Origin of the sequence: Pedobacter metabolipauper (assembly GCF_004362715.1) — a bacterium.
GTDB lineage: Bacteria > Bacteroidota > Bacteroidia > Sphingobacteriales > Sphingobacteriaceae > Pedobacter > Pedobacter metabolipauper.
The window spans coordinates 240,268-263,108 of record NZ_SNYC01000005.1; the positions used below are offsets into that span (position 1 = coordinate 240,268).

Genomic DNA, 22,841 nt, shown 5'->3' on the forward strand with positions numbered 1-22,841 from the left:
CATGAAAAAATTAAATATGCTTACTGCGTTCCTGCTGATTGGCAGCAGCGCAGTAACTGCTCAGCAAAAGCAGGACGTATCCATTGCCGGTACGGTAAAAGGAGTCAATTCAGGAAAGATCTATTTGCAGAAGTTCAATAATAAGATGTTCTTCTCCATTGATTCTGCGGAGATCAAAAACGGCAAATATGCGTTTAGCCAAAAGCTGGAACTTCCGGAATTGTATGGATTAACGTTGAATAAGGAGAAAAGCCCGCTGTATATCTTCCTGGAAAGCGGAAAGATTACGGCAGACCTGGATACGGCAAGGTATTACAGCGCATCAACCATCAGCGGTTCTAAGAGCAATGATTTGTTTACAGCCTATAAAAAGCAAAGGGATGTAAAGATTGATGAATTCATTAAACAGAATCCTGGATCCATTGTATCTGCCTATGTGCTTTACCGGGATTTCTCTTATCGGCTAACTCCGGATCAGATCAAGGAAAACATCAGTTACCTGGATCCTGCGCTGCAAAGCACACCCTATGTAAGCGTATTGAACGACCTGGTTGGCGTACTGTCTACGGTAAGCATCGGAAAGAAAGCACCAGATTTTACAGCGTTGGATCCTGACGGCAAATCTGTTAGCCTGTCTCAACACCGCGGTAAGTATGTGCTGCTTGATTTCTGGGCCGCCTGGTGCGGGCCTTGCAGAAGAGAAAATCCGAATGTAGTTAAGGCTTACCAGAAATATCATGCTAAAGGCTTTGATGTTTTTGGCGTATCGCTGGACAAAAGTAAAGCAGCATGGGTTAAGGCGATCAAAGATGACCAGCTGACCTGGACACAGGTATCAGACCTGGCATTCTGGGACAGCGCCCCTGCCAAATTGTATGGGGTGCGGGCCATACCAGCCAATGTGCTGATTGATCCTGATGGGATCATTGTTGGACGAAATCTGCGGGGAGCAGACCTCGACAAGAAACTCGAAGAGTTAATTAGATAGGATAGTCAATTTCAATGCTAATAATAAGGTTGAAATGCCCTACAAAACTTAATAGAATATCCTAAAAAGCGTGGAATACGCTATAATATCTAACAGAATAGCTAAAAGGAAATGCCTGCAAAATTTAGTAGAATATCTTAAAAGACTAAAATGCCCAAAAAAGTTTGTCTGACTTTTTTGGGCATTTTTATAAAGTAAAAACACCGCTTAGCATTAAATTAACTACCGTCAGATCTTATTTAGATCAGTGATTCTGCAATTTTCTTTGCATCTCTAATCGCCTGATCACTTTTGCTGATGCTTGCAATGGCTGTTGCCCCCTCAAAAATCATAAACAAGGCATTGGCAAGCATTTCCTGACTCAGGGCTTGTGGCTCGCTTAACTTCATTTGCTGAAGCAGTTCTGTAATATAAATTTTGAACCGCTCCTTTTGGTGATACACCAGTTCGAACGCATTCAAATCATCTTTTGGAACCTCTGCACCAATTTTAGAGAACAGACATCCCCCAAAATTTGAACGCAGCTGTCGTTCTATCCTAAAATCGAACAATCCGAGCAGTTTCTGTCTTGGATCTTTTAAAGTGGCCAGAAATTTATCCAGTTCCGCAAACCAGCGATCTTCTGCCTGCTGGATATAAGCCGTGAGCAAATCCCTCTTCGAAGGAAAATGGTTATAAAGTGATCCCCTCGCAATCTCAGCTTCCTCAATGATCTGGTTAATCCCTGTTGAATTATATCCTTGTTCATAAAACAATCTTGATGCAACATCAAGTATTCTTGTTCTGGCAGATGATTCTTTCATGTCACAAAGATAACCATAAAATAAATAGACAAGTCTATCTATTTTATGAAATATTTAGATAGCTTTGCAGACATTATGAAACACACCACATCTCCATGGATCGCGCTGATCATCGTATTGACTGCTCCCCTATTGTCAGTGATCGATATCTTTATTGTGAACGTAGCCATACCATCTATAAAAATTGGTGTTCATGCCAGCGACGGACAGATCCAATTGGTAATTGCCGGTTACTTACTGGGCTATGCTTCCTTCTTAATTACAGGCGGCCGTGCTGGTGACGACTTTGGCAGGAAAACCGTTTTCTTTTGGGGTATGCTGAGCTTTACCGTGTTTTCATGCTTGTGCGGTCTTTCACAAACGCCATTGCTACTCAATGTTACCCGGTTTTTTCAGGGCATGAGTGCTTCTTTTATGGTTCCCCAAGCTATCGCGTTTATACAAATACTGTTTACCGATCCTAAAGAGCGTGCCAAGGCATTTGGATGGTTCGGCATTACCTTAGGCATCGCATCCATTATCGGGCAGGTGCTTGGCGGATATTTATCAGAGATCCACACGTTTATAGATGGCTGGCGGTTTATATTTTTCATCAATCTGCCTGTTGGCTTAGTGGCATTATGGGCCACACATCACTTCTTACCAGAGACAGGGCGGCATGCAAAACTTGCATTTGATTATTCTGGAATAGCCATTTTAACCCTTGGCTTATTCTGCCTCATCTATCCTTTAACACAAGGCAGAGAAGCTGGATGGCCCCTATGGAGTATCGTGCTCTTGTTGCTCTCTATGGTCTCATTTGTATATTTCATTTACGATCAGAAAGAAAAGCTTAAAAAAGGTGTTAGTCCGTTGATCAATATGGAACTTTTTAACAATAAAGATTTTAGCATCGGTTTAATTGCCGTACTGTTCCAGTTTATGATGCATACGTCATACTTGCTTACAAGTGCGGTCTTTCTACAAAATGGTTTGGGTATTTCGTCTGCAAACGCGGGTCTGTATTTCGTACTGCCAGGCATACTGTTTACTTTATCATCGGTAACGGCATCAAAACTACTGCCCAGATATGGCAAGCTTATTCCACAATCAGGAATATTGATCATTATATTATCCTTTGCGCTTCAGATCCACTTTTTTAAATCATCTGTGAGCGGGGGCATCATTTTTATCTTAATGGGGATCTATGGAATGGGTAACGGATTGGTGCTGCCATCACTGTTAAATCTGGCTTTAAAAGGTGTTCCTCAAAAGTTTGCCGGTGCTGCCGCAGGGGTTTACAGCACCTTCCAGCAAACGGCGTCTGCATTGGGCATCTGTATCATCGGCGGCATTTTTTACAGCGTGGCTGATACAGGATCTAATACCTGGAATTATACCAAAGCATTTGAATACAGCACCTACGCCAATATCCTTTGCCTGGTATTGACCGGATTGATGCTTGCCCTGCTACCTAAAGCTAAAAATGACACGCATGAACTTCATATAGCAGAATAACTGGTCCGGATATTTCTCCATAAAATCAATTATGAATATTCATTTATTTCTTAAATTCGCCAGCGTAATTTAGTTATGATCACACTATGCCCGGGTATCCACATGACCTGGTCATATCTTTAGCTCTTAAAATCAATGGAATATTCAGTTACTGATTATTTTGAAGCAGATGCGAATTTAAAAAAGGCAATCCACGAGATTAACCTTCATAGTCATGCTATGCGCAAACAACCATTGAATGAAGCGAAGAAACGTATGAAGATTGCGGCTGAAAAAATAGATGAACTGACTGAGATCTTTACCTGGGAGACTACAAACACCGATCACATCCGACGTGCATTTATCACATTGGCTTGCAGTATTGAAAGCCAGCTCGTCGCAATCCGGCTTACTGGTCTGTTCCCTGATCTGTATAACGGCACAAACAATCCATCTCAGCTCATGGAAGACATTACCCGGGGGTTTCTTGAATCTTTAAAATCAAGAGGACGCTTTCAACCTGGTATCGTCATAAAAACGGGCATCCTGGCATGGAAAGATGAATCATTGATGTCTTATGTAAAAGATATGCAGCGTCATCTGGAACGTTCTACTTTTGACAATTTGCTCGAAGCGGTCACCTACTTCGAAAAAAGTGGACTGTTGCTGCAGCTTATGATCCAGCCTTCCAGCATTAAAAAACCTGCTAACAACTACATTATTTAGAATCCTTATAAATAATACCGTATATTTGTTTGGGTCATTAGTTGAAGATACTCACCTTATTTTATGTATAGCTCCCGGCAATGTTGATCAAAGCAAAAATAGAGAACCATAGCGAATGGCTTTTCCTGGAAGAGATTCCTGATAAATACCTGGCAGATCACCGCATCTCTGAAAAGCAAGTCACCATTAAAGATGCGCCCATCGGGATGAATAATTACCAGGTATCAACCAATGGCCTGTTCTTGTTGTATTCTGAAATGAGGTTTGACGAACAGGTACGCATACTTACTGAAGTTGAGGGAGAAGCCATAGCCTGTCAGTTTATCTTTAGTAAACAGGGGCCATCAAAAAACAAGGTTCAGAAGACTTTTGGTCAGAGCCGGCACAACATCCGGTATATTCCGTCCTCAAAAGATGCTTATGAAATAAAACCCAATGTAGATTATGTCTACTTTTTGGCGGTCCTGTCTAAAGATTACTACCTCCACCTGGTTGATGTGGCCTCGCCGCTGCATGAAGGCTTTGTGAGGGAAATGGAAAAAGGCATCTACACCTCCTTTGCAGATGCTGATCTTTTTGTAACTCCCGAGATGCGCAGATCCATAGATGAGATCAGGACATGCAAGCAGGATGGTGCATTGAAACGGTTGTTTACTGATGCCCGGATGCTGGAGCTGATCATGTACCAGCTGGAACAATTTAGTCATTCTATGGATGATGAGCAAGACATTCTGCGGGATGAGGACATTACCAAGCTGGAAATGGCCAGAGAAATCCTTCAGGAACAATACCGGCAGCCGCCTACCCAAAAGCAGCTTTCAAAACTGATCCTCCTGAATGAATTTAAGTTAAGAAGCGGCTTTAAGAAATATTTCGGTTCAACCATCTACGACTACATCACCCGGCTGAGAATGGAAGAAGCCAGGAAGCTGATCGTAAAGGAAAAAAAGAACATGTATGAGGTAGGTATGCTGGTGGGCTTTAAGCACCAGGCCAGCTTTACCAAATCCTTCAAAAAATATTACGGGATCACACCCAGTGATGTGAGGACTTAAACCAATATTCCGGCCAATGCCTCTCTCCAGGTTTCCAGTTCCGGAATACCCGGTTTGCGCTTGCCAAAGACCTGCAAGATCACTTCTCCATCTTTGTTATACAGTTCCAGGGAATTTACATCACCGTCTGTAGATGGCTTAACCACGTGCCATAAGCTGCTTACCCCATCTTCATTGACATGAAGATTAAACTCCGGATCCAGCACATTGAACCAGGAACCAGTTGGTGCCAGATTCTTTACACTGCCGGTATGGATCTGGATACACCCTTCATTACCGGTAAAGATCATTACAGGAACTTCATTTACCGCACAGTGGGCAATTGTTCTTCTAAAAGATTCAAGGCTCATCTGCATGGCACGGCCTTCCGGGGCCAAACGAAGTGCCTGCATCCGGTTAAGCCCGAATCTGTGCAGCAATCCGAAAAACTCATGACTGTCTTTCATCGTGTTCCAAGCCGTATGAAAACCCTGAATGTCTATTTCAGCATCACGGCGTTCCGGGCGGTTCGTTTTCAGGACTGGTTTAATCTCAAAGAAAGCTTGCTGTTCGGCTTTGAAATGGGCCACAAGTTTTATAAAATTCTCTTTGTCACTCTGCCCGGTCAGGTAGATCTTATGCACCGCATTTCCGCTTTCATCAAAAAACTGTAAACTGTTATTATCCCCTTCCGAAACTGAAAATGCCAGTTTCCATTTTGATAGAAAAAGACGGAGGTCAATATCTTCTCCTAAAAACAAGGCTGCATGCGGGGTTTGGGAGAAGTTCTGGTAAGTTCCCTTTCTTTCGTTTACACAATACTCATTCCGGGTAAGTGCCATCACATGGCCCAGGTTTTCCACTTGTTTTAAGATATTGTCCATTTCGGGTCTGAGCAAAGTGACCTGATCGCCTAAGCCGGTCATTAGTAGCTGTGCCTCGCTAATGTTAAAATCCTTCGCAATATCGAGGATCCGTTTTTTTGGGTGTGCCTGTTGATAGGCCTGGTATTTTTCTTTAAGGGTCATATTGTTATAGTTTATGGCCATGTTTGAATTGAATGTACCCGCATTGAGCAGTACGCCTTCAGGAACCACATGGGTGATGAGTGTTTTTGGATCTGTTTCTACCTGTGCATGCACGGCAAAAGCGGTATAAATATGTTGTGAGGTAAGCACTTCCATTGGGGAGCCATCCCACCATTTCCTTCCCCCTTTCAGCATCAGGATGCGGTCTGCATACTGAGCGGCCAGATTGATATCGTGTAACACAGAGATCACCATAAATCCCTTGCTTGCAAGTGCGGCAGCAATCGCTAAGGTTTGGTGCTGATATTGAAGGTCCATACCGGAGATTGGTTCATCAAGCAGCAGCAAAGCTTCCTTATTGTCCCACAGCTGGGCAAGTACCCGGGCCAGGTGCACCCGCTGCTGTTCACCTCCAGATAGCGTAAGCATCGAACGGTCTGCCAGGTAATTGATCCCGCATACCTCCATGGTTTCCTGCATGGCCCGCAGGTCGCGTTCTGCAGGATTGCTGCTATAGTGGCCATACCTGCCCATCATGACAACTTCCTGAACGGTAAAGGCCATTGTTACCGAATTCTGCTGGTATAGGGTAGCGCGTTTAGCGGCCATTTCTTTTGCGCTGTACTCACGAAGATCTTTGCCATCAAACAATACCCGGCCTGCAGTGGGCTGCTTCTCCCTGCAGAGGATCTTCATCAATGTGGATTTGCCTGCTCCATTTGCACCAAGAATAGCGACCATCTCTCCCCCTTTGATGCTAAAAGAAATGTCTTTTAACAACAAGCGGTTTCCCGTTTCATAACTGACTGATTCTACCCTAAGCATAACGTATCAATAAAGTATTTTTTTCTTGTCCTTAACCAATATATATAGAAACACGGGTGTACCCAGCAATGCCGTAATCACTCCAATTGGTAGTTCTATAGGAGCCGCCACGGTTCGCGCCAGCATATCAGATAAGGTGAGCACGAGTGCACCGAGTAAAGCCGAGGCCGGCAACACAAATTTATGATCCACACCGCCCATCAATCTAATGGTATGAGGAACCAGGAGGCCAACAAACCCGATAATCCCGGTTACAGAAACTGAGGCACCGACGGCCAGTGTGGCCAGAAACACTACCCGCGCTTTAATGCGTCCGGGGTTTAAACCGATCTGCTCCGCCTGGTGTTCTCCTATGGCAAAGAGGTTAAGTCCTTTGCTGTAAAAAGGCAGGCAAATGACGGGAATGAGTACAAAAGGAAATAATGAATTGACCACCTGCCAGTTGGCACCGCCAAGACTGCCGAGCATCCAGAAGGTAATGGTGCGCAGTTGCTGTTCATCGGCCAGGTAGGTGATCAGTCCGGTTAATGCACCCGCCAACGCGTTAATTGCAATGCCGGCAAGCAGCATCGTGGCCACATTTGGCTTGCCATCGGTTTTAGAAAGCTGGTAAACCAGCATCGCTGCAATTCCAGCCCCTGCAAAAGATCCGAAAGCAAGCAGGTAGAAACCCAGTACCTTGCCCAAACCTGCAAACAGCACGAATTCAAGACCAATGATGCTTACTGCCATGAAGGATGCACCGGCAGAGATCCCGATCAGGCCGGGTTCGGCAAGCGGGTTACGAAAGATGCCCTGTATGGCAGAACCAGATATACCCAGTGCAGCACCTACCAGTAAGCCAAGCAGTACACGCGGAAGGCGGACAAATTGCAGCACATTTTCATACATCGGATCAACAGTGATGTGTGCAGCCAAACCTGTTTTATTTAAAAAAATAGCCAGAACGTCTAAAACCGGAATTTTCATTGCCCCCATACCCAATGAAAAAAGAATGGCGAGGAGCAGCCCTGCGGACAGGCTGATGTATATTATTTTCTTTTTGAAACTACCCTCAACCCCCATATTCCATTAATATCTTATTCAATGCTAAAATTGCCTGATCCAGTCTGACACTAAAATTAATGAGTAAATCCCCATCCATAGCGACAATCTGGTTATTCTTCCCTGCCTTTGTAAATTCTACCCCCGGCATACCCATGATCCCTTTAACGCCGCCCAGGCTTTTCAGTCCAAAGTCAAACATCAGGATCACATCCGGGTTGGCACTAACCAGTGCTTCGGTACTGTAACTCTTATAGCGGTTAAATTCCTGTATGGCGTTATATCCGCCTGCCAGGTTAATAATAGCTTCCATGTTGCTGCCTTTTCCGGCTACAGTCATGGTGCCTGTTCCCCGCGCATATATAAAGAGTACCCTGGGTTTCTTTTTATTGGATCTGGTCTTTGTAAGTGCGCTTTGAATACGAAGCTCCGTTTGCTTTGCCAGTACCTGCGCTTTCTCAGCAACACCCAGTACGTCTCCAACCGCTTTAATGAATGTGATTGCCCCTTTCACAGAATATTCTTGTTTTAACGCAACAAAGCGGATGCCTGAAGCCTGAAGCTGCTGTACAAGTGCAGCCGGTACATCTCCATATGGAGCGATAACCAGGTCCGGACGGAAAGCCATAATGCCCTCGGCAGATATAGAACGGTTTCGGCTTACCTTAGGCAGTTTCTTAACAAAATCAGGATACTCACTGGTTACATCTACCGCAACAATCTGAGCCCCAAAACCCAAAGCATTTACGGTTTCTGTAATGGCCCCTCCAAGCGTAACAATTCTTTTAAACGGTGCAGCGGAACTTTCTATGCCAGTTAGAAACACCAGCAAAAGCATACTGCTATAGAAGATATATCTCATATTATTTTTACAAAACAACCATTTAATCAATCTAAATACAAGTACTGAAACTGTACGGATATTTGGCAATCCCGAATCACGGTATTCACATCCGGATAAAATAAATCAGTTAATAAGCTGACATAAAGATAAATGCAGGATAAATTTCAACTACCAACCCTGCTAACTCCAGATAAAAGCACCCCGAAATAATACGGATAGAACAAATCTTAATACACATTGAACAAATCTTAATACGGATAGAACAAATTAACTATCCGATCTAATCCCCACATTTGCACCGTCCTTTATTTAGAATGAATAAAAATAACAAATCCTATACTTATAGTTTTCTGCTACAGATCTTTTGTATGTTTTGCCTAATGGCCCTCCTTACACCTACCCGCTTAAATGCCCAGCAGATCAGGGGCAATTTTAAGGGTACCGTACAGGATGAGTTTGGCAAAACAATATCCGGGGCAACCCTGGTATTACAGCCAGACGGACATACGGTACAAACTGATGAAAAAGGTGTGTTTTCATTTAAAAATATCATTGCCGGTAACTATCAGTTACGGGTATCTCTCATCGGCAAAGCAGGTTTCAATGCTACTGTCCGCATCTATCCTTCAGAAACAACGGAGATAGAAATTAAGCTAACCGGCAAGGAGCACAACCTGGACGAGGTAAAGGTATCATCAAAACAAACTGACCCGGATAACCTGATTGATATAGAACGCAGTGCGATGCCCGTAACAGTGATCAGTCGCAGGCAGATCGAAATGATGGGCAGCCGAAGGCTGGATGAGGTATTAAAAGAACAAACAGGAATCGCCATTGTGAACAACATTGGCGGGGGCTCACGCTCTGTAGGCCTGCAAATGCAGGGATTTGGCAGCGAATATGTCATGATCCTGATTGATGGCCAGCCCATGATGGGCCGGAACAGCGGCAATTTTGATCTGTCACGCATTAGCGTAAACAATATAGAAAAAATAGAGATCATCAAAGGTGCTTCATCCTGCCTGTTCGGTAGTGAAGCATTAGGAGGTGCCATCAACATCGTTACCCGCCATGGAGCCGTACAGCCCCAGGGTATGGCTTCCTTAAGATATGGAAGTTTAAATATTTTAGATGCCGTTCTAGAGGGCGAAACCCCTTTTGCATCTCAGCGCGGATCGGTCAATCTTTCTGCAAACTACTACCGGACGGATGGGTTCAATACAGATCCAACCTACCTGTCTGGCGGCACAACCGCTCCGCCATATAACGACTTCAGCTTGCAGGGGCGGGCAAGATACCGCAGCAGTGAAAGTGCCACTTTGGGTGTTAGCGGGCGGTACTCCGTTCGCAAATCTTACATGGAGCAGATCTATTCAGGGGGCAAGGCCACCAATACATCCGGCGATACACAAAACATTACAGATCTCAACCTGTCGGCAACCTTTGATCAGAATTTTGACAATGGGCTTCGCAGCATGAGTCGTTATTATTTAACCAGTTATCGTTCCAAGATGAACGTAGTATGGCAGCAAAGCGGTGCAGAAGCAAGTTCTGAAGCATTTAACCAGATCCTGCACCGTTTTGAGCAGCAGTTTGCTTATGCTGCAGGTAATACGCTAAAATTTACCGGTGGACTTGGTGCCAGCCTCGAAAAGATGGATAACCGCGACTTTAGCGTACCCGGGGGACTTTGGAGCAGCTTTGGCTACCTGCAAAGCGACTGGCAGGCACTAAAGCAGCTGGAAATAACAGGTGGCCTGCGCTACGACCATCACAATAGATTTGGGGGCAAGCTTAATCCCAGCCTGGGTTTACAATATCATGTCACCTCAGAGCTAACCTTAAAAATGGCACTGGGCAGCGGCTTTAAAACGCCTGATTACCGGCAGCGCTACCAGGTATTCATGAATCCTGTTGCCAATTATTTGGTTGTAGGTACAGAGCTGCTCCGCGAAACGCTCAACCAAATGAAAGATGCCGGTCAGATCAGCGAGATTAGGGAATACCTGGTTAACCAGCTGGATCGAAACCTGGAGGCCGAACGTTCGTTGTCCTTCAACGGTGGCTTTACCTACACACCTGCTAAAAAGATCAAGCTGGACATCAATGGGTTTTACCACAACATCAGCAACCAGATCAACAGCATCCGTGTAGCAACCGGTACGGAGGTACGTGACATTTACACCTATCAGAATTTACCGGAATCATTTAACACCGGTTTAGAGAGTACGATCACCTTTAATCCAGGCACTCAATTTGAAATAAGTGCAGGATACCAGTACCTCGTATCAAAAGACAAAGGCGTAATGGACAGCATCAGACTGGGTAAAGGCGCTTATTCACGGGTACTGGACTTTAAAACCGGGATGGACAGACCCTCTAAGTTGTCTGACTATTTTGGCATCGAAAACCGGTCGCGCCATATGGCCAACATCAGGATGTCTTACCGATACCCGCTCTGGGACCTTACTGCAAGCGTAAGATTAAACTACCGCGGAAAATATGTCTTTGACGACTTAAACAACAACCGTTTCGCCGACCCTTACGACACCTTTGTGAGTGGATATTTCTTATTGAACGCTGCACTGGAAAAGAAAATGATGAACCAGCATATAAGCATACAGCTTACGGCAGACAATGTAATGGATTACACCGACAGGCTGATGCCCGGGCAGTCGGGCAGGTTATTACTACTGGGGCTCTCCTACCGGTTTTATAAAGACTAATAATTATACATGAATATGGAAAAATTGATACGTAGATATCTGTGGTTGTTTTTGGTTGTTCCGCTTACCTTTACCGCATGTAAAAAGAAAGAAGAAAATCCTTCGAATACACTTGAAGACGGCAAAAGTACCGTTATCTATGATTTGGCGGGAGATACGAACGGCTCTGTTGGTGATCCTGGCGATGGTAAAACGAAGATAGGATTTGATGTTTTCCTTTTCCGCCTTGCCGATCAAAGACAGACCTGGCTGCGCAACGCTGCAGATTCAGCAAGATGGCTCCAAACTGCGGAATGGGACCTGGCCTTTACCGGTCCTTACAATAGTGAAATATTTCTCAATAATGCCAGTTATTCAGGTAATCCCGGATATGCCGGTACTGTAACCCGGACTGCCGTAATATTGGTTAAACAAGCCTATGAAAACGTGAGTACCGCACCGTCAGATAACGAATTTGACAGTGCCCCGGTTAAGCATACAAAAATAGGTACGTATGCCAATGACAATCCAAATGGCTGGTTTACCTATGATCTGACTACACACCTCATGAAACGGATTACCAATAATACTTACGTATTAAGACTTGCGGACGGAAAGTATGCCAAGCTGGAAATTCTCAGCGTGTACAAAGGAAACCCTCCGGTAGTTACCCAGCTTTACTGGCCGGCACCGTATTTTACATTCCGCTACTTTGTGCAGCAGGATGGCAGTCGCAACCTTAACACCAAATAACTGATGAACCGGAAACTGATCTTAAAAACTTTCATCGCCATTGCCTCAATTGCCGGATTACTATCTTCCTGCGGTAAGATATACGATAAGAACGGGTTTGACTGGGAGCCCGACCTGGCACCAAGTGATTCGGTATTTAGTCGCGAGATCATGATCCGAAACCTTGGCGATAACCTGCCAGACGGACACATTCCTTTAGACAGCGATGATCCGATCTATTTCAGCCTGGAGAAATTCTCCTCTACACACCTCGCCTATAAAACGACTGATCGCTGGGACCTGGCTTTTCATGGTAATGCACGCGGCGAACTATCCGGAAATAATGGAAAAGTAAATGGCTTTGGATATGGTTCTTCTGCAATAGGAGGAATCATTGTCACCGACTCCGCATACAGTAAGATCCTGTCCATACCAGACGACAGCAAGTTCCAGATTCCCGGACATTCAGGGCTTGATGAAATTGGTTTTTTTGGAGAGCCTATGGGGCATGTAGCCTACACCTTTTTTGGTAATATATTCCGTCCTGATAAAGTGGTGGGATACCAGGATAATAGTTATGACCCTGCTGCTCAAGCAGAAGCAGGTAAATATGCGCATATGATGTACGCCCTGTCGGAAGGCTTTGCAAAAGCATTTCCGGTTACCACCAATGGTGACTCTACCAAATGCAGAACAATCCTGGTTAGAACTGCAGCCGGCAATTATGCCAAAGTGGAGATTTTGAGCTATTATAAAAACACCATCGATCCTTACGAAATGAACAGAGGGAGAAGCAATGCCGTCAGCTTTAGGTATATGGTGGTAAAGGCCGATGAGAAACGGTTTGGGTTCACCGCCCGCCGAAAGCCGATGACCGTAAACCTCAGTACCAGGAGCGTAATTGTGGGCCAATAAAACGAACTATTTTTTTTAATTATAAATTTTCAAGTAGATGAATAAAACTAAATTACCATTTATGGCGCTGGCCATAAGCGTGGGTATGCTCATATCTTCATGCAAAAAGACAGAGGTGGTGCCTTATGATGCTGAACCCGCAAACCACATTTCCGCTTACACGGTAACCAATGCACAGGAAGTGCTGAATGGTGTGGTAGACGATGTTGACAACACCATCACCGTATATATGCCTTATTATTTAAGCATAGACTTTATTGTTCCGGAGATCAAGCTGGAAGAAGGCGCAACCCTAATCGACGCCGATGGCAATAGCGTAGATATCAGAGAAGACCTTGAACCTGTTCCTTTTGATACCGTTGGATATAGCTATCGCGTTAAAGACAATAAAAATAACATCCGCAAATACACACTAATCACTAAGATCTCACCGCATAAAGACCCGCTAAAATTAGGTTATGCTACAAAACGTGATGCAAACGGAAATACCGTTGCAGATGATACTACGCCTAAGGATGTGCTGGTTAATTCCCGCTTCACCATTTACGGGAACCTGGAATCCAGCGCTAAAAATGCAAAGCTGACTTTAATCAACAAAGCCACAAATGCGGTTGTTCCCAATGCGCTAAAGGTAATTGAGGTAATCCGGTCAACTGAGATCCATTTCATCACCGCCTATGTATCTGCAGAGGTTCAAAACGGGGATTACTACATCCAGGTAGAACATCAGGGCAGAAAAACCACATTACCTACCATCCATCTGAATTATAAAAAACCATACTTTGACTTTTTGGGTAAAACGCATGCTGTTGGAGAAACGGTTACCTTAAATGTAAGGGGCAGTGACCAGTCTGGAAATTATAGCGGCGTAAACACCGGTGTTTCCCGTGCGTATATGAAATTGACAAAGAGATACCTCGTGCGTTTACCGGCTAATTTCCCTGAGGACCTATTTGACAAACCCGTTGAACTGGAGATCGTTAGCCAAACCCGCACACAAATTAAAGTTAAGTTCCCGGAACTGCCTCTGGGCTTCTATGAAGCGAACATTAGCAGCGGCGGTGGTGAAGCCGGCTATATACTGAACTATACCGGGCTGGGAATATATTTTGACTTTAATGATGCAGCATGGGGCAAAGACAATTTACTGAGCTCAGTTCCAAACAGCGCCTTTGAACTAACAGCAAAAAAATAATAAATATTCCATTACACTATAAAAATCAAATGATGTACAAAATATATAACCTCCTTCTTTTTGTCCTTTTTATTGGGGGATTGGGTTTACAATCCTGCAGCAAAACAGAATACGATTATCAAAAACGTCCATACAATAGTATTAAACAGTTTACCATTTTGGGCAGTGCCGGTGACTCTACCAAATGCCTGATCAGTGGCGACAGCATTACGGTTTACTGGAACCCTGATGTTGCCATGCCTGCTACCGTTGCACCGGTTATTGTTGTAGATGGTAAAGCCACGATCAGTCCGGCATCCGGAGCAAGTGTTCCCTTTACTAAAAGTACCGTTTACACCGTAACGGCAGAAGACGGGAGTGTTAAAACGTACCGGTTAAACCCAGTTACCAAAACACCGATCCCGGCGATCTCCAGCGTTTCCGGCCCTATCACGTGGTTAAACGGCACACAACTGAGCATTTTCGGAGAATACTTTTTAGGCAGCACAACCCCTGACCAGGTTATTGCTTACATGCAGCGGGTTTCGGACGGTGTTGAAATCCCGTTAACGCTGGTCAGCAACAGGACGACAAATTATTCACTCCTTGCAAATCTTCCGGCCTTTTCAGTAGAACAGGACACAGGAATGCATAAGGTTTTTGTAAAAACAGGAACAAGAGTGGCCAAAAGTGTGAATGTTAAATTTTTAACGCCGTTCATCAGCAATGCAAACCCGGTTTCCAGTCTTGTTGAAGATGGACAAGCAGTTCACTCCGGTGATAAAATAACCATCAATTATTCTTTCAGTGACAGTTACGGCGGTAAAATTGCAAGTTATTACCATGCAAGGAATATCGATTATGTGCTGATCTATTTTTCTCCATCTTTCGAAATTTTAACCATCAGAGACGGGATTGTTAAAGGAGACAACAAGGTAGAGGTTACCCTTCCTAACATTGATAAATACATTGGACAAACGGTTAACCAATACCGGTTTATCTATAAATCTGTTCCGGTTGAATCGGCTACGCTCTCTTCTTATTATATGCGTGGATTTTTGAGTAAAACAACGCCTGTTCAGGCGAGATAGGTGATATGGTCAAAATAATCCGTTATCTTCTTTTTTGTCCACTGCTGTGCCTGCTGGTTTCCTGCTACAAGCTGGAAGACATGGCCCCGAGTTATGAAGACGGCCGCAGTACGGTGGTGCATGATTTACCTGGTGACACCCTGGCCACCGATGGCTGGGATGATAATTATGCCAATGGGGATCTGTATTTACGCCAGCGTTATTATAACTCCAGCTGGACAGACTCCATCCGTTTTGTACCCTATGGCAATGAGATCATTAACGCAGCTGCTGGTGTAGATGCCAGCAGCGAGGCGGGTATTCAATGGCTTGCTAATGCCAGCAGTCACCCTGCTCCTGTAGCTGATAATGAGGCTTACCTGAATACAGCAGACGGCTACCGGTATATCTATCGCAGTAAGGCATGGTATCAAATGGGAATTGACGGAAATAAAGGAATAGCAGCAAACGACAGTATTTTTGTGAATTGGCGGGGTTATATCTCTTCCCCGCCAGTTAACCCGCAGGCGGGCTGGGCTTATCGCGACAATGACAACAACCGGGTGTACCAATTCAATGGAAAAGCATGGGCGCTCATGGTAAACGATGCCAATTATAACCAAAACACAAATTTTGTACAGATAGAATACAGCAAAAGTGGAAAGGCTGCCGGAAGATACAGCATGTTCCTGTTTCGTTTTAAGGATGGATGGCAGCAGTTTATCCGTGATGCGGCAGATTCTACGAGATACTTGAAAACGGCAGATTGGGATATTGCCTTTACTGGCGAGCTTAACGGTACTGTATGGCTCAATAACGGCCGTGCAAAATCTGGTCCTGGTGCAGGAAGCCCCATTACTAAGTCGTCATTGATTATGTATGAGTATGGTTATGACTTTATGAATGAAGCTCCGGAGGATGTGTTCTTTGACACCCCCCCTGCCGATTATATGCAGATTGGCTATGCTTCTGAATTTGGCCCTGGCGTTAATTCCTGGTACGAGTTCGGAACTACCTACATTGCCAAACCATTTCCGTACCGCGCCTATTACCTGCGTCTGGAAAGTATTGATCCCTCAACCGGTCAGCATAGCTACCGATATGGCAAGCTGCAGCTGATCAGCATGTACAAGGGAGCACCGGAAGTGCTTACCGACAGGAACTGGCCATCGCCCTACCTTACGTTCAGGTATTTTATACAGCAAGACGGTTCCCGCAATCTTAAAACGAAAGACTAAAGCAGTTAATATTCATGAAGAGAATTTCTATATTCCTGGTCCTTTTTCTAGGAAAATTTACGACGCTGCTTGCACAAGAAGCTATTTTACAGGGAAAGATCAGCAATAGTGATGGGCAGGTAATTGCAGGGGCAACCGTTACGGCAGGTCAGTCTGCAATAAGCAGCAGTGCCAAGGGTTTATATACGTTTAGAAACCTGACTGCCGGCAAAGTTGTGCTCAAAGTGAAAAATATTGGTTACAGTGATTACTTGGATACCCTTTCCCTATCAGCAGGGATCAATACCCGCAACATCATCCTGAAGAAAACGGAAAACGAGCTGGAGAATGTAAATGTATCGGCACTGAAGCTTGGAAACCGCAATGCAGAATCCCTCATCAAGATAGAGAACAGCATCATGCCCGTTACCGTCATTGACAGAAGGACCATTGAACTGATGGGAAGCCGCAGGCTGGATGAGGTAGTGAAAGAACAAACCGGTATTGCCATTATTAATGATGTTACAGGCGGGTCACGTTCCGTTGGTGTACAGATGCAGGGCTTTGGCAGTGAGTATGTACTTGTACTTTTAGACGGACAACCGATGGTTGGCCGTAATGGAGGCAATTTTGACTTGTCGCGCATCAGCATCAGCAATGTAGAACGCGTAGAGATCACGAAAGGAGCGGCATCACTGCTGTACGGAGGTGATGCCCTTGGGGGAACGATCAATGTGATTACCCGCCATCAAATAGATGCATCGCAAGCTTATGCATCCGTTAATTATGGTACAAACGAAACAATTGATGTGTCTGTGGATGGAGAAACTCCTTTATTGAATAGGAAAGGAAGCATTGCCCTGAACACGAACTATTATCATACCGGAGGATTCAATACCAGTCAGGGCATCATCAAAGGGACTACAGCACCTCCGTACGACAATTATGCAGCCCAAAGCCGTTTCCGATACCGTTTTAATGAACAGAACCTATTGTCTGTCATGGGCCGCTTTGGCTTGCGACGCAGTTTTATGAGTAAAGATTTTGGTGTAAAATATCAGACTGAAGATGTTCTGGATGAGCAGGACCTGAATCTTTCTGCCAATTTTGACCATCGTTTTAATAACCGATGGCGCGGCATGACCCGTTATTACTTTACCCGATACCATGCCGACATGAGCGTTACCCTATCGCAGGGCGACAGCATCAGTCAAAGCAAATTCGGACAGTTACTGCATCGGCTGGAACAGCAGCTTACCTATACCATTCCAGATCAGCTGGATGTGATCACTGGATTTGGTGGCACCACAGAAAATATAGATGAAAATATCCTGAGTGATCAGAACAGCATTACTGCATATTTTGGTTATACCCAGGCAAATTGGAAAGTATTTCCTAAACTGGAAATTACCGGAGGTCTACGCTATGACCATATCGTGAGCTATGGCTGGCGCCTTGATCCAAGTATGGCCTTGAAATATAAGCTCCATCCTACCCTAACGGTTAAAGCCGCCTATAGCACTGCTTTTAAAGCTCCCGATCTGCGCAAACAATACCAGACCTTTTACAATCCATCGTACAATTACATCATGGTGGGAAGTGCCGTATTGCGAAATACCATTAACCAGCTTCGTGAAAGCGGACAGGTTAGTCAATACGAACTGGAAACCGTGTACGACGAGATCAAAGGACTGGCACTCAATGCAGAAATGAGTAAATCCTATAATTTCAGCGTGATCTGGGAAGGCTTGGGCAATAAGGTTAGAACGGAAGCCAGTGTTTTTTATCACGACATCAACAACCAGATCAATACGGTTCTTGTAGGCCGGGATATTAGCGGCAACCTCATCTATTCCTACCGTAACCAGGCTAAAGCTTATTACCAGGGAGCGGAGTTATCTGTAAGCGTTACCCCGGTAAACGGGTTACAGATTAGCGGGGGCTATCAATACCTATTAGCTAAAGACCGTACCATTGGCGCTGAGATCAGGGAAGGCGGCAAATACAACGCTCCGCTGTTTGATCCCAATACTGGTTATGTAAATTATACGCCCTCTGCCAGTGATTACTGGGGTATCGAGAACCGATCAAAACACATGTTTAACGGCCGGATCTTTTATACCTATTCACCACTTCAGCTGAGTGCCAACGTACGGGTAAACTATCGCGGACAATATGCATTTAGTGACAAGAACAACAATGGTTATATGGATCGGTTTGATACGTTTGTAAGGGATCATTACCTGCTCAATGCGGGCATTGAAAAGAAATTAAAGGGCAACCGCATGTCTGTGCGGTTAACTGCAGAGAACCTGCTTAATTTTGTGGATCAGAAGGTACCATCACAACCGGGAAGGGTATTTCTTTTGGGATTGAATTATCAGTTTTATAAGTTATAGGGTCTTTTAAGACAAACGGTTTGTGAGCTATTGAAGCGTTATTCATGGTCTGTTGTATTTTATACAAACGTGTAGCCATTTCGAAACGCTCCTTATAGCTTCGTTTTAAACCTTCTTTTAAAAGCTCCAATTCTGCCTGATCAAATGTTTGTTCCTCTTTCTCCATGAAATATTGATCTTATAACCATATCAAATTTACATAAAACGCTTGTCATTTGTTTTTGAAATTACCTCAATAAAATTAGCTTGCAGACAACCAAAGCTGTTTAAGATTGTTAGTTAAGGTAATAACCAGTATATCATTTTATGAAAAACTATATTTACCCAATCGTATTCCTATTTTTAGTATCCTGCGGACAAAGTAAGGAGTCTGAAAACAGGGAAGCTGTAAAAAAAGAAAATATTCAGGATACCCCTGCTGTTGGCACCGATCCATCCAGCATTGCCATTAGTCCAAGCTCAGTTGAAGAAATTAAACAGGTTTATACGGCTACGGTTAATAAATTACAAAGTGGTTCGCTGGACTCTACCTCATTTAAATACGACTGCAACGGCGAAAGACGTGGCACGGTTACCTATTTCTTCGACAAGGGGAAATTGAGTATCATTAAACATGCCTATAGCGAGTATGATCATTATTCTGCTACCGACCAGTATTTTGTAAATGACGATGAGTTATTCTTCGCACATTTAAAAGAGGTAACCTGGAGTTTTGAATCTGGAGGTGCTGCAGAGGGTGCAACTAAGGATAATATAACTGAACGACGATATTATGTAGTCAAAGAAAAGTCTATTCATTGCCTGGAGAAAAAGTATACCATAAGGTCTCATTCTTCAGATAATCCACAACCTGAGCAGGTCCAAAGTAAGGAGGTGGCATGTAAACCAGCCAGTTCTTTAAATGTGGACTTTAGAAAGTTAATAGCTTTTAGAACGAGTTCTGATCACAGCTGTTTGAAGAAATAACCGTGAACCGATAACAACTATGAACCAGTAACGACTGTGAACCAGTTTTTCAAGAATTACCAGACCTTAACTTTTATTGACTGCAATTTTTAGCCCCAGAAAAATTGCTTTTAATGCTTGTTGACGAAGGGTATCATTGCCACGTGTTAAATCTGCTAGTAACCGTTGCTTTTTTTCTAAATAGCGGTACGCATCTTTGCGGTCATATTTTAAAACCCAATTGATATTATAGATCAAATCAGCATATTTAACCGTCTGAGCGGCTGGGCTGATACTGAGTAGGCGTTTTGATTCTCGTTCCTTTCGCTCTTTTTTGCTTAGATCTGGGTATGAAGTCTTTGTATAAACATCTGTAAGTTCCACGACACCACGGGTAATCAATCCAGCTTCGGCGTCGGTATATCCGATATTCAACAATGCTTCCTTTAACCCGGTATCCGTAGTATCTGTATCTTCCAGTAAATCATGACAAAGCCCGATCTCATATCCCAGTTCAACGAATGGTCCAGCTAGTTTAGCTACGGCAATCAGATGGTTCGTGTAGGGTTCGTTTGTCTGTTTGATCAACTGCCCGGCGTGCTTCCATGTCACCCATTCAAACAATTGTTTCTGCTTAGAAATCTTAACTGGATTATCTGTCACGGTGTGCTGTTCTACTAAATTTAGGGTATACTTTGTATTTTTCAATGGTTAAGAAGCTTTGAGAATTAGCAACAGCAATTATGAGCATAATGTTTTAAACGCAAATATGATTACCATAAATGATATGCCAATGTTGCCACACAATTTTGATGATTAAAAGAATAGCATCCTACAAGTTATTCAAAAATCACCTATGATTATGGGGTGTTATTCAGACTTTATTTTACCAATTTTATATTCTTCCAGGTTTCAATTGCCCAATTCAAATCTTCGTCATCATCAAAATAAACGACCACTTGCACAATTTGGTTGTCTATAATGGAGAAACCGTAGATTACGCCATAAGTTTTATTTTCATCCTCTTCCTGTATTAAATAACCGATCCTTGCCACTTCATCGTCTGAAAAATCAAAAGTCTCTAATGTTATGGCAATTGTTTGATCTCTGGTCTCAGAGATCTTTTTGTGTTCAACATATAGTGCTTCTTTATCCTTATCTGCTTCATTCCAGATCACAATCCTGACCGACTTATCCCCTGTTGTATAAAACAATTCACCGCCTTCCTCTATTCTTCGCTCAAATAGATTGTTGATTTCGATGACCCACTTTTCTGTTATTCTGTGGGTAACCATATAATCGTCTTCCATCTCAAAGTCGGTAACTTTGTACCATTCGCCGTCGTCCTCTATCCGTTCATAAACTGAACCGATACCTTTTAGTAAAATACCTGCAATAGAAGGGTCAATCTTTAGAATCGTTGAGGGGTTGTAGATGCCGGTGTTATCGGGATCATCGGTATATTCTTCAGTTTCAAAACCTGTAAAAATCCTCCAACCACTATCCTCGGGCCTTGTTCTTTTTTCCCGGTACATAAAACGTGGTTTGATCTGTTCATCAGCCACCATTTTTGAAACCATTAATCCGCCAATGGACAGAAAATTGTCGAAATTGTTTTCACTTTGGTCTTGTTCTTTGAAAGAATTCATTTGTAAGGGATATAGTGCATATAACAAACAAACAGCAAATTGGTTAGCATCAATGGTAAATTTAAGGCTGAATGTTTAAAATTATAAAAAATATAAGAGTTAGCCAGATTACCCTATTAAAAATGCAGATGTCCTTAGACACCTGCATTTTATTGATCAATTATTAAGTACTGCAAGCAAGTACAATACTTTCCTTCAGCTTTTCAGCAGCCAGGCTCTTTGGTTGCACCTGCTTCTTCAACTCCTTAAAATGATTGACCGCATACTGTACTTTGACTTCCATGAACAGGTCTTCATAAGTTGCAATGTGAAACGCAAGCCGGTCCAGAATATTTAAATAAACCCGATAGCTGTCTTCCAGCTCCAATCGTTTTGATTTAAGTTCTGCATATGGCTCCGGGCTCATCTCCAAACCGGCAATGAGATCTTCAAGTTGCAGCAGGGCATCTACCAAATGCAGATGCCTCGCTTTATTAATACCCTGCATAGGATGTGGTCAAAATTTTAATACCCATGCGATTATCTGGGAAAAATATTCACTAAATTCTCAGTCTGGAATCCCTTCGTGCCATTATTATCCACGTAGCGGAAGTACAGACTTTGTACACCCCCTCCCGGATAGCCATCTTTTAAAGGTAAATTGGCTTGCAAATAGCTCAATTCGAAGTTATTGTCTATCAAAAATTCCTTTTTTCCAGCCTTTAACAGGAACACATAAAGCTCCTGTCCGTCTAATGGCGGAATCTTTAAAAAATCAACCCATTGCTTTGGCTGTACATTTCTCGCTAAATATTGTACGGAATTCACATCTCCCGAAGCATCTCCATATACAATATCTGCTGGCATGTCTGAAGGGAAATCAAAATAAAAGGCAATCTGCTCAATACCCGGAATGGCCTCGGGATATGAATATTTTTCCTTAACCTCAACGCCATCGTAATAAAAGCTAACCGGCTTGTCTGTAGCCGCTGCATCCTGTTCAATATTCTTTGAATACAACACTTTGTTATCTCCTTTCCTTTTCAGCTCCATAAGAACTGGTCCTTCCTTATCGAAGACGATCCGGCCGTTATAAAAAGAAGTCGCATAAAATTCACGTAATTTCCTGCCATCAAAATATTGCTCCAGTGTATCACCGAGTACAAATCCACGGAAATTCAGTGTTTGTGCGGACCTGATCGGCTTGATTACCAACTCACCTTCTTTTTTACAGGCTGACATGAGCAGTATGATGATGCCTGTAACAATCATGTAATATCTTTTCATT

The 22,841-nt window shown here is 43.5% G+C and carries 20 protein-coding genes; 12 read left to right on the forward strand and 8 right to left on the reverse strand.

Annotation, left to right across the window (positions count from 1 at the left end; all coding sequences use genetic code 11):
* Window position 1 precedes the first annotated feature (1 nt).
* Complete coding sequence (locus ATK78_RS13405; RefSeq protein ID WP_133576635.1) at window positions 2–988, forward strand: TlpA disulfide reductase family protein; 987 nt, start codon at window positions 2–4, stop codon at window positions 986–988.
* A gap of 239 nt (window positions 989–1,227) precedes the next feature.
* Here the strand turns inward: ATK78_RS13405 and ATK78_RS13410 are convergent, their stop codons facing one another.
* Window positions 1,228–1,791 (reverse strand): TetR/AcrR family transcriptional regulator, encoded by a 564-nt coding sequence (locus ATK78_RS13410; RefSeq protein WP_133576636.1) that lies wholly within the window; start codon window positions 1,789–1,791, stop codon window positions 1,228–1,230.
* Between the two features lie 45 nt (window positions 1,792–1,836).
* Here ATK78_RS13410 and ATK78_RS13415 point away from each other — a divergent pair, with 45 nt between their 5' ends.
* The 3 genes from ATK78_RS13415 to ATK78_RS13425 all read left to right on the forward strand — a co-directional run bounded on the left by ATK78_RS13415 (window position 1,837) and on the right by ATK78_RS13425 (window position 5,048).
* Window positions 1,837–3,288 (forward strand): MFS transporter, encoded by a 1,452-nt coding sequence (locus ATK78_RS13415; protein ID WP_133576637.1) that lies wholly within the window; start codon window positions 1,837–1,839, stop codon window positions 3,286–3,288.
* Window positions 3,289–3,423: 135 nt separating this feature from the next.
* Entirely contained in the window at window positions 3,424–3,993 is a 570-nt protein-coding gene (locus tag ATK78_RS13420) for a hypothetical protein (protein WP_133576638.1), read from the forward strand.
* An 80-nt stretch (window positions 3,994–4,073) separates the two neighbouring features.
* Entirely contained in the window at window positions 4,074–5,048 is a 975-nt protein-coding gene (locus ATK78_RS13425; protein ID WP_133576639.1) for a helix-turn-helix transcriptional regulator, read from the forward strand.
* On the opposite strand, the gene ATK78_RS13430 is transcribed toward ATK78_RS13425, so the two are convergent.
* From ATK78_RS13430 to ATK78_RS13440, 3 genes are read right to left on the reverse strand one after another with little or no spacing between them, the layout of a single operon-like run.
* On the reverse strand, window positions 5,045–6,880 hold the full coding sequence (locus ATK78_RS13430; RefSeq protein ID WP_133576640.1) for a heme ABC transporter ATP-binding protein: 1,836 nt from the start codon (window positions 6,878–6,880) through the stop codon (window positions 5,045–5,047). The genes ATK78_RS13425 and ATK78_RS13430 overlap by 4 nt on opposite strands.
* A gap of 6 nt (window positions 6,881–6,886) precedes the next feature.
* Window positions 6,887–7,945: a FecCD family ABC transporter permease gene (locus tag ATK78_RS13435; protein ID WP_133576641.1), complete on the reverse strand. Its 1,059-nt coding sequence runs from the start codon at window positions 7,943–7,945 to the stop codon at window positions 6,887–6,889.
* Window positions 7,935–8,786, reverse strand: coding sequence for a heme/hemin ABC transporter substrate-binding protein (locus tag ATK78_RS13440; protein ID WP_133576642.1), 852 nt, complete (start codon window positions 8,784–8,786; stop codon window positions 7,935–7,937). Before ATK78_RS13440 ends, ATK78_RS13435 begins: the two co-directional genes overlap by 11 nt.
* Before the next feature lie 362 nt (window positions 8,787–9,148).
* On the opposite strand from ATK78_RS13440, the gene ATK78_RS13445 reads away from it, so the two are divergent.
* The 8 genes from ATK78_RS13445 to ATK78_RS13480 all read left to right on the forward strand — a co-directional run bounded on the left by ATK78_RS13445 (window position 9,149) and on the right by ATK78_RS13480 (window position 19,946).
* Window positions 9,149–11,494, forward strand: coding sequence for a TonB-dependent receptor (locus tag ATK78_RS13445; protein ID WP_243732524.1), 2,346 nt, complete (start codon window positions 9,149–9,151; stop codon window positions 11,492–11,494).
* Window positions 11,495–11,509: 15 nt separating this feature from the next.
* Window positions 11,510–12,226 (forward strand): HmuY family protein, encoded by a 717-nt coding sequence (locus ATK78_RS13450; protein WP_133576643.1) that lies wholly within the window; start codon window positions 11,510–11,512, stop codon window positions 12,224–12,226.
* A gap of 3 nt (window positions 12,227–12,229) precedes the next feature.
* Complete coding sequence (locus tag ATK78_RS13455; protein WP_133576644.1) at window positions 12,230–13,120, forward strand: HmuY family protein; 891 nt, start codon at window positions 12,230–12,232, stop codon at window positions 13,118–13,120.
* Between the two features lie 37 nt (window positions 13,121–13,157).
* On the forward strand, window positions 13,158–14,315 hold the full coding sequence (locus tag ATK78_RS13460; protein ID WP_133576645.1) for a hypothetical protein: 1,158 nt from the start codon (window positions 13,158–13,160) through the stop codon (window positions 14,313–14,315).
* A 29-nt stretch (window positions 14,316–14,344) separates the two neighbouring features.
* Window positions 14,345–15,385: a hypothetical protein gene (locus ATK78_RS13465; RefSeq protein WP_133576646.1), complete on the forward strand. Its 1,041-nt coding sequence runs from the start codon at window positions 14,345–14,347 to the stop codon at window positions 15,383–15,385.
* A 5-nt stretch (window positions 15,386–15,390) separates the two neighbouring features.
* A complete protein-coding gene (locus ATK78_RS13470) occupies window positions 15,391–16,602 on the forward strand; it encodes a hypothetical protein (RefSeq protein WP_133576647.1) in 1,212 nt (403 codons plus the stop codon).
* Between the two features lie 14 nt (window positions 16,603–16,616).
* Window positions 16,617–18,980 carry a TonB-dependent receptor gene (locus ATK78_RS13475; protein WP_133576648.1) on the forward strand — a complete coding sequence of 788 codons (2,364 nt, stop codon included), beginning with the start codon at window positions 16,617–16,619 and terminating at the stop codon, window positions 18,978–18,980.
* 306 nt (window positions 18,981–19,286) lie between these two features.
* A complete protein-coding gene (locus tag ATK78_RS13480) occupies window positions 19,287–19,946 on the forward strand; it encodes a hypothetical protein (protein ID WP_133576649.1) in 660 nt (219 codons plus the stop codon).
* A 66-nt stretch (window positions 19,947–20,012) separates the two neighbouring features.
* Here ATK78_RS13480 and ATK78_RS13485 read toward each other — a convergent pair whose 3' ends face one another.
* The 4 genes from ATK78_RS13485 to ATK78_RS13500 form a co-directional block, all read right to left on the reverse strand.
* Entirely contained in the window at window positions 20,013–20,633 is a 621-nt protein-coding gene (locus tag ATK78_RS13485) for a metal-dependent phosphohydrolase (RefSeq protein WP_133576650.1), read from the reverse strand.
* A gap of 173 nt (window positions 20,634–20,806) precedes the next feature.
* On the reverse strand, window positions 20,807–21,574 hold the full coding sequence (locus ATK78_RS13490; RefSeq protein ID WP_133576651.1) for a DUF2185 domain-containing protein: 768 nt from the start codon (window positions 21,572–21,574) through the stop codon (window positions 20,807–20,809).
* Window positions 21,575–21,737: 163 nt separating this feature from the next.
* The gene (locus ATK78_RS13495; protein WP_133576652.1) at window positions 21,738–22,061 is read right to left on the reverse strand and encodes a hypothetical protein; all 324 of its coding nucleotides are present in this window, start codon (window positions 22,059–22,061) and stop codon (window positions 21,738–21,740) included.
* A gap of 32 nt (window positions 22,062–22,093) precedes the next feature.
* Window positions 22,094–22,840, reverse strand: a complete 747-nt coding sequence (locus tag ATK78_RS13500) for a hypothetical protein (RefSeq protein WP_133576653.1) — start codon at window positions 22,838–22,840, stop codon at window positions 22,094–22,096.
* Between the last annotated feature and the right edge of the window lies 1 nt (window position 22,841).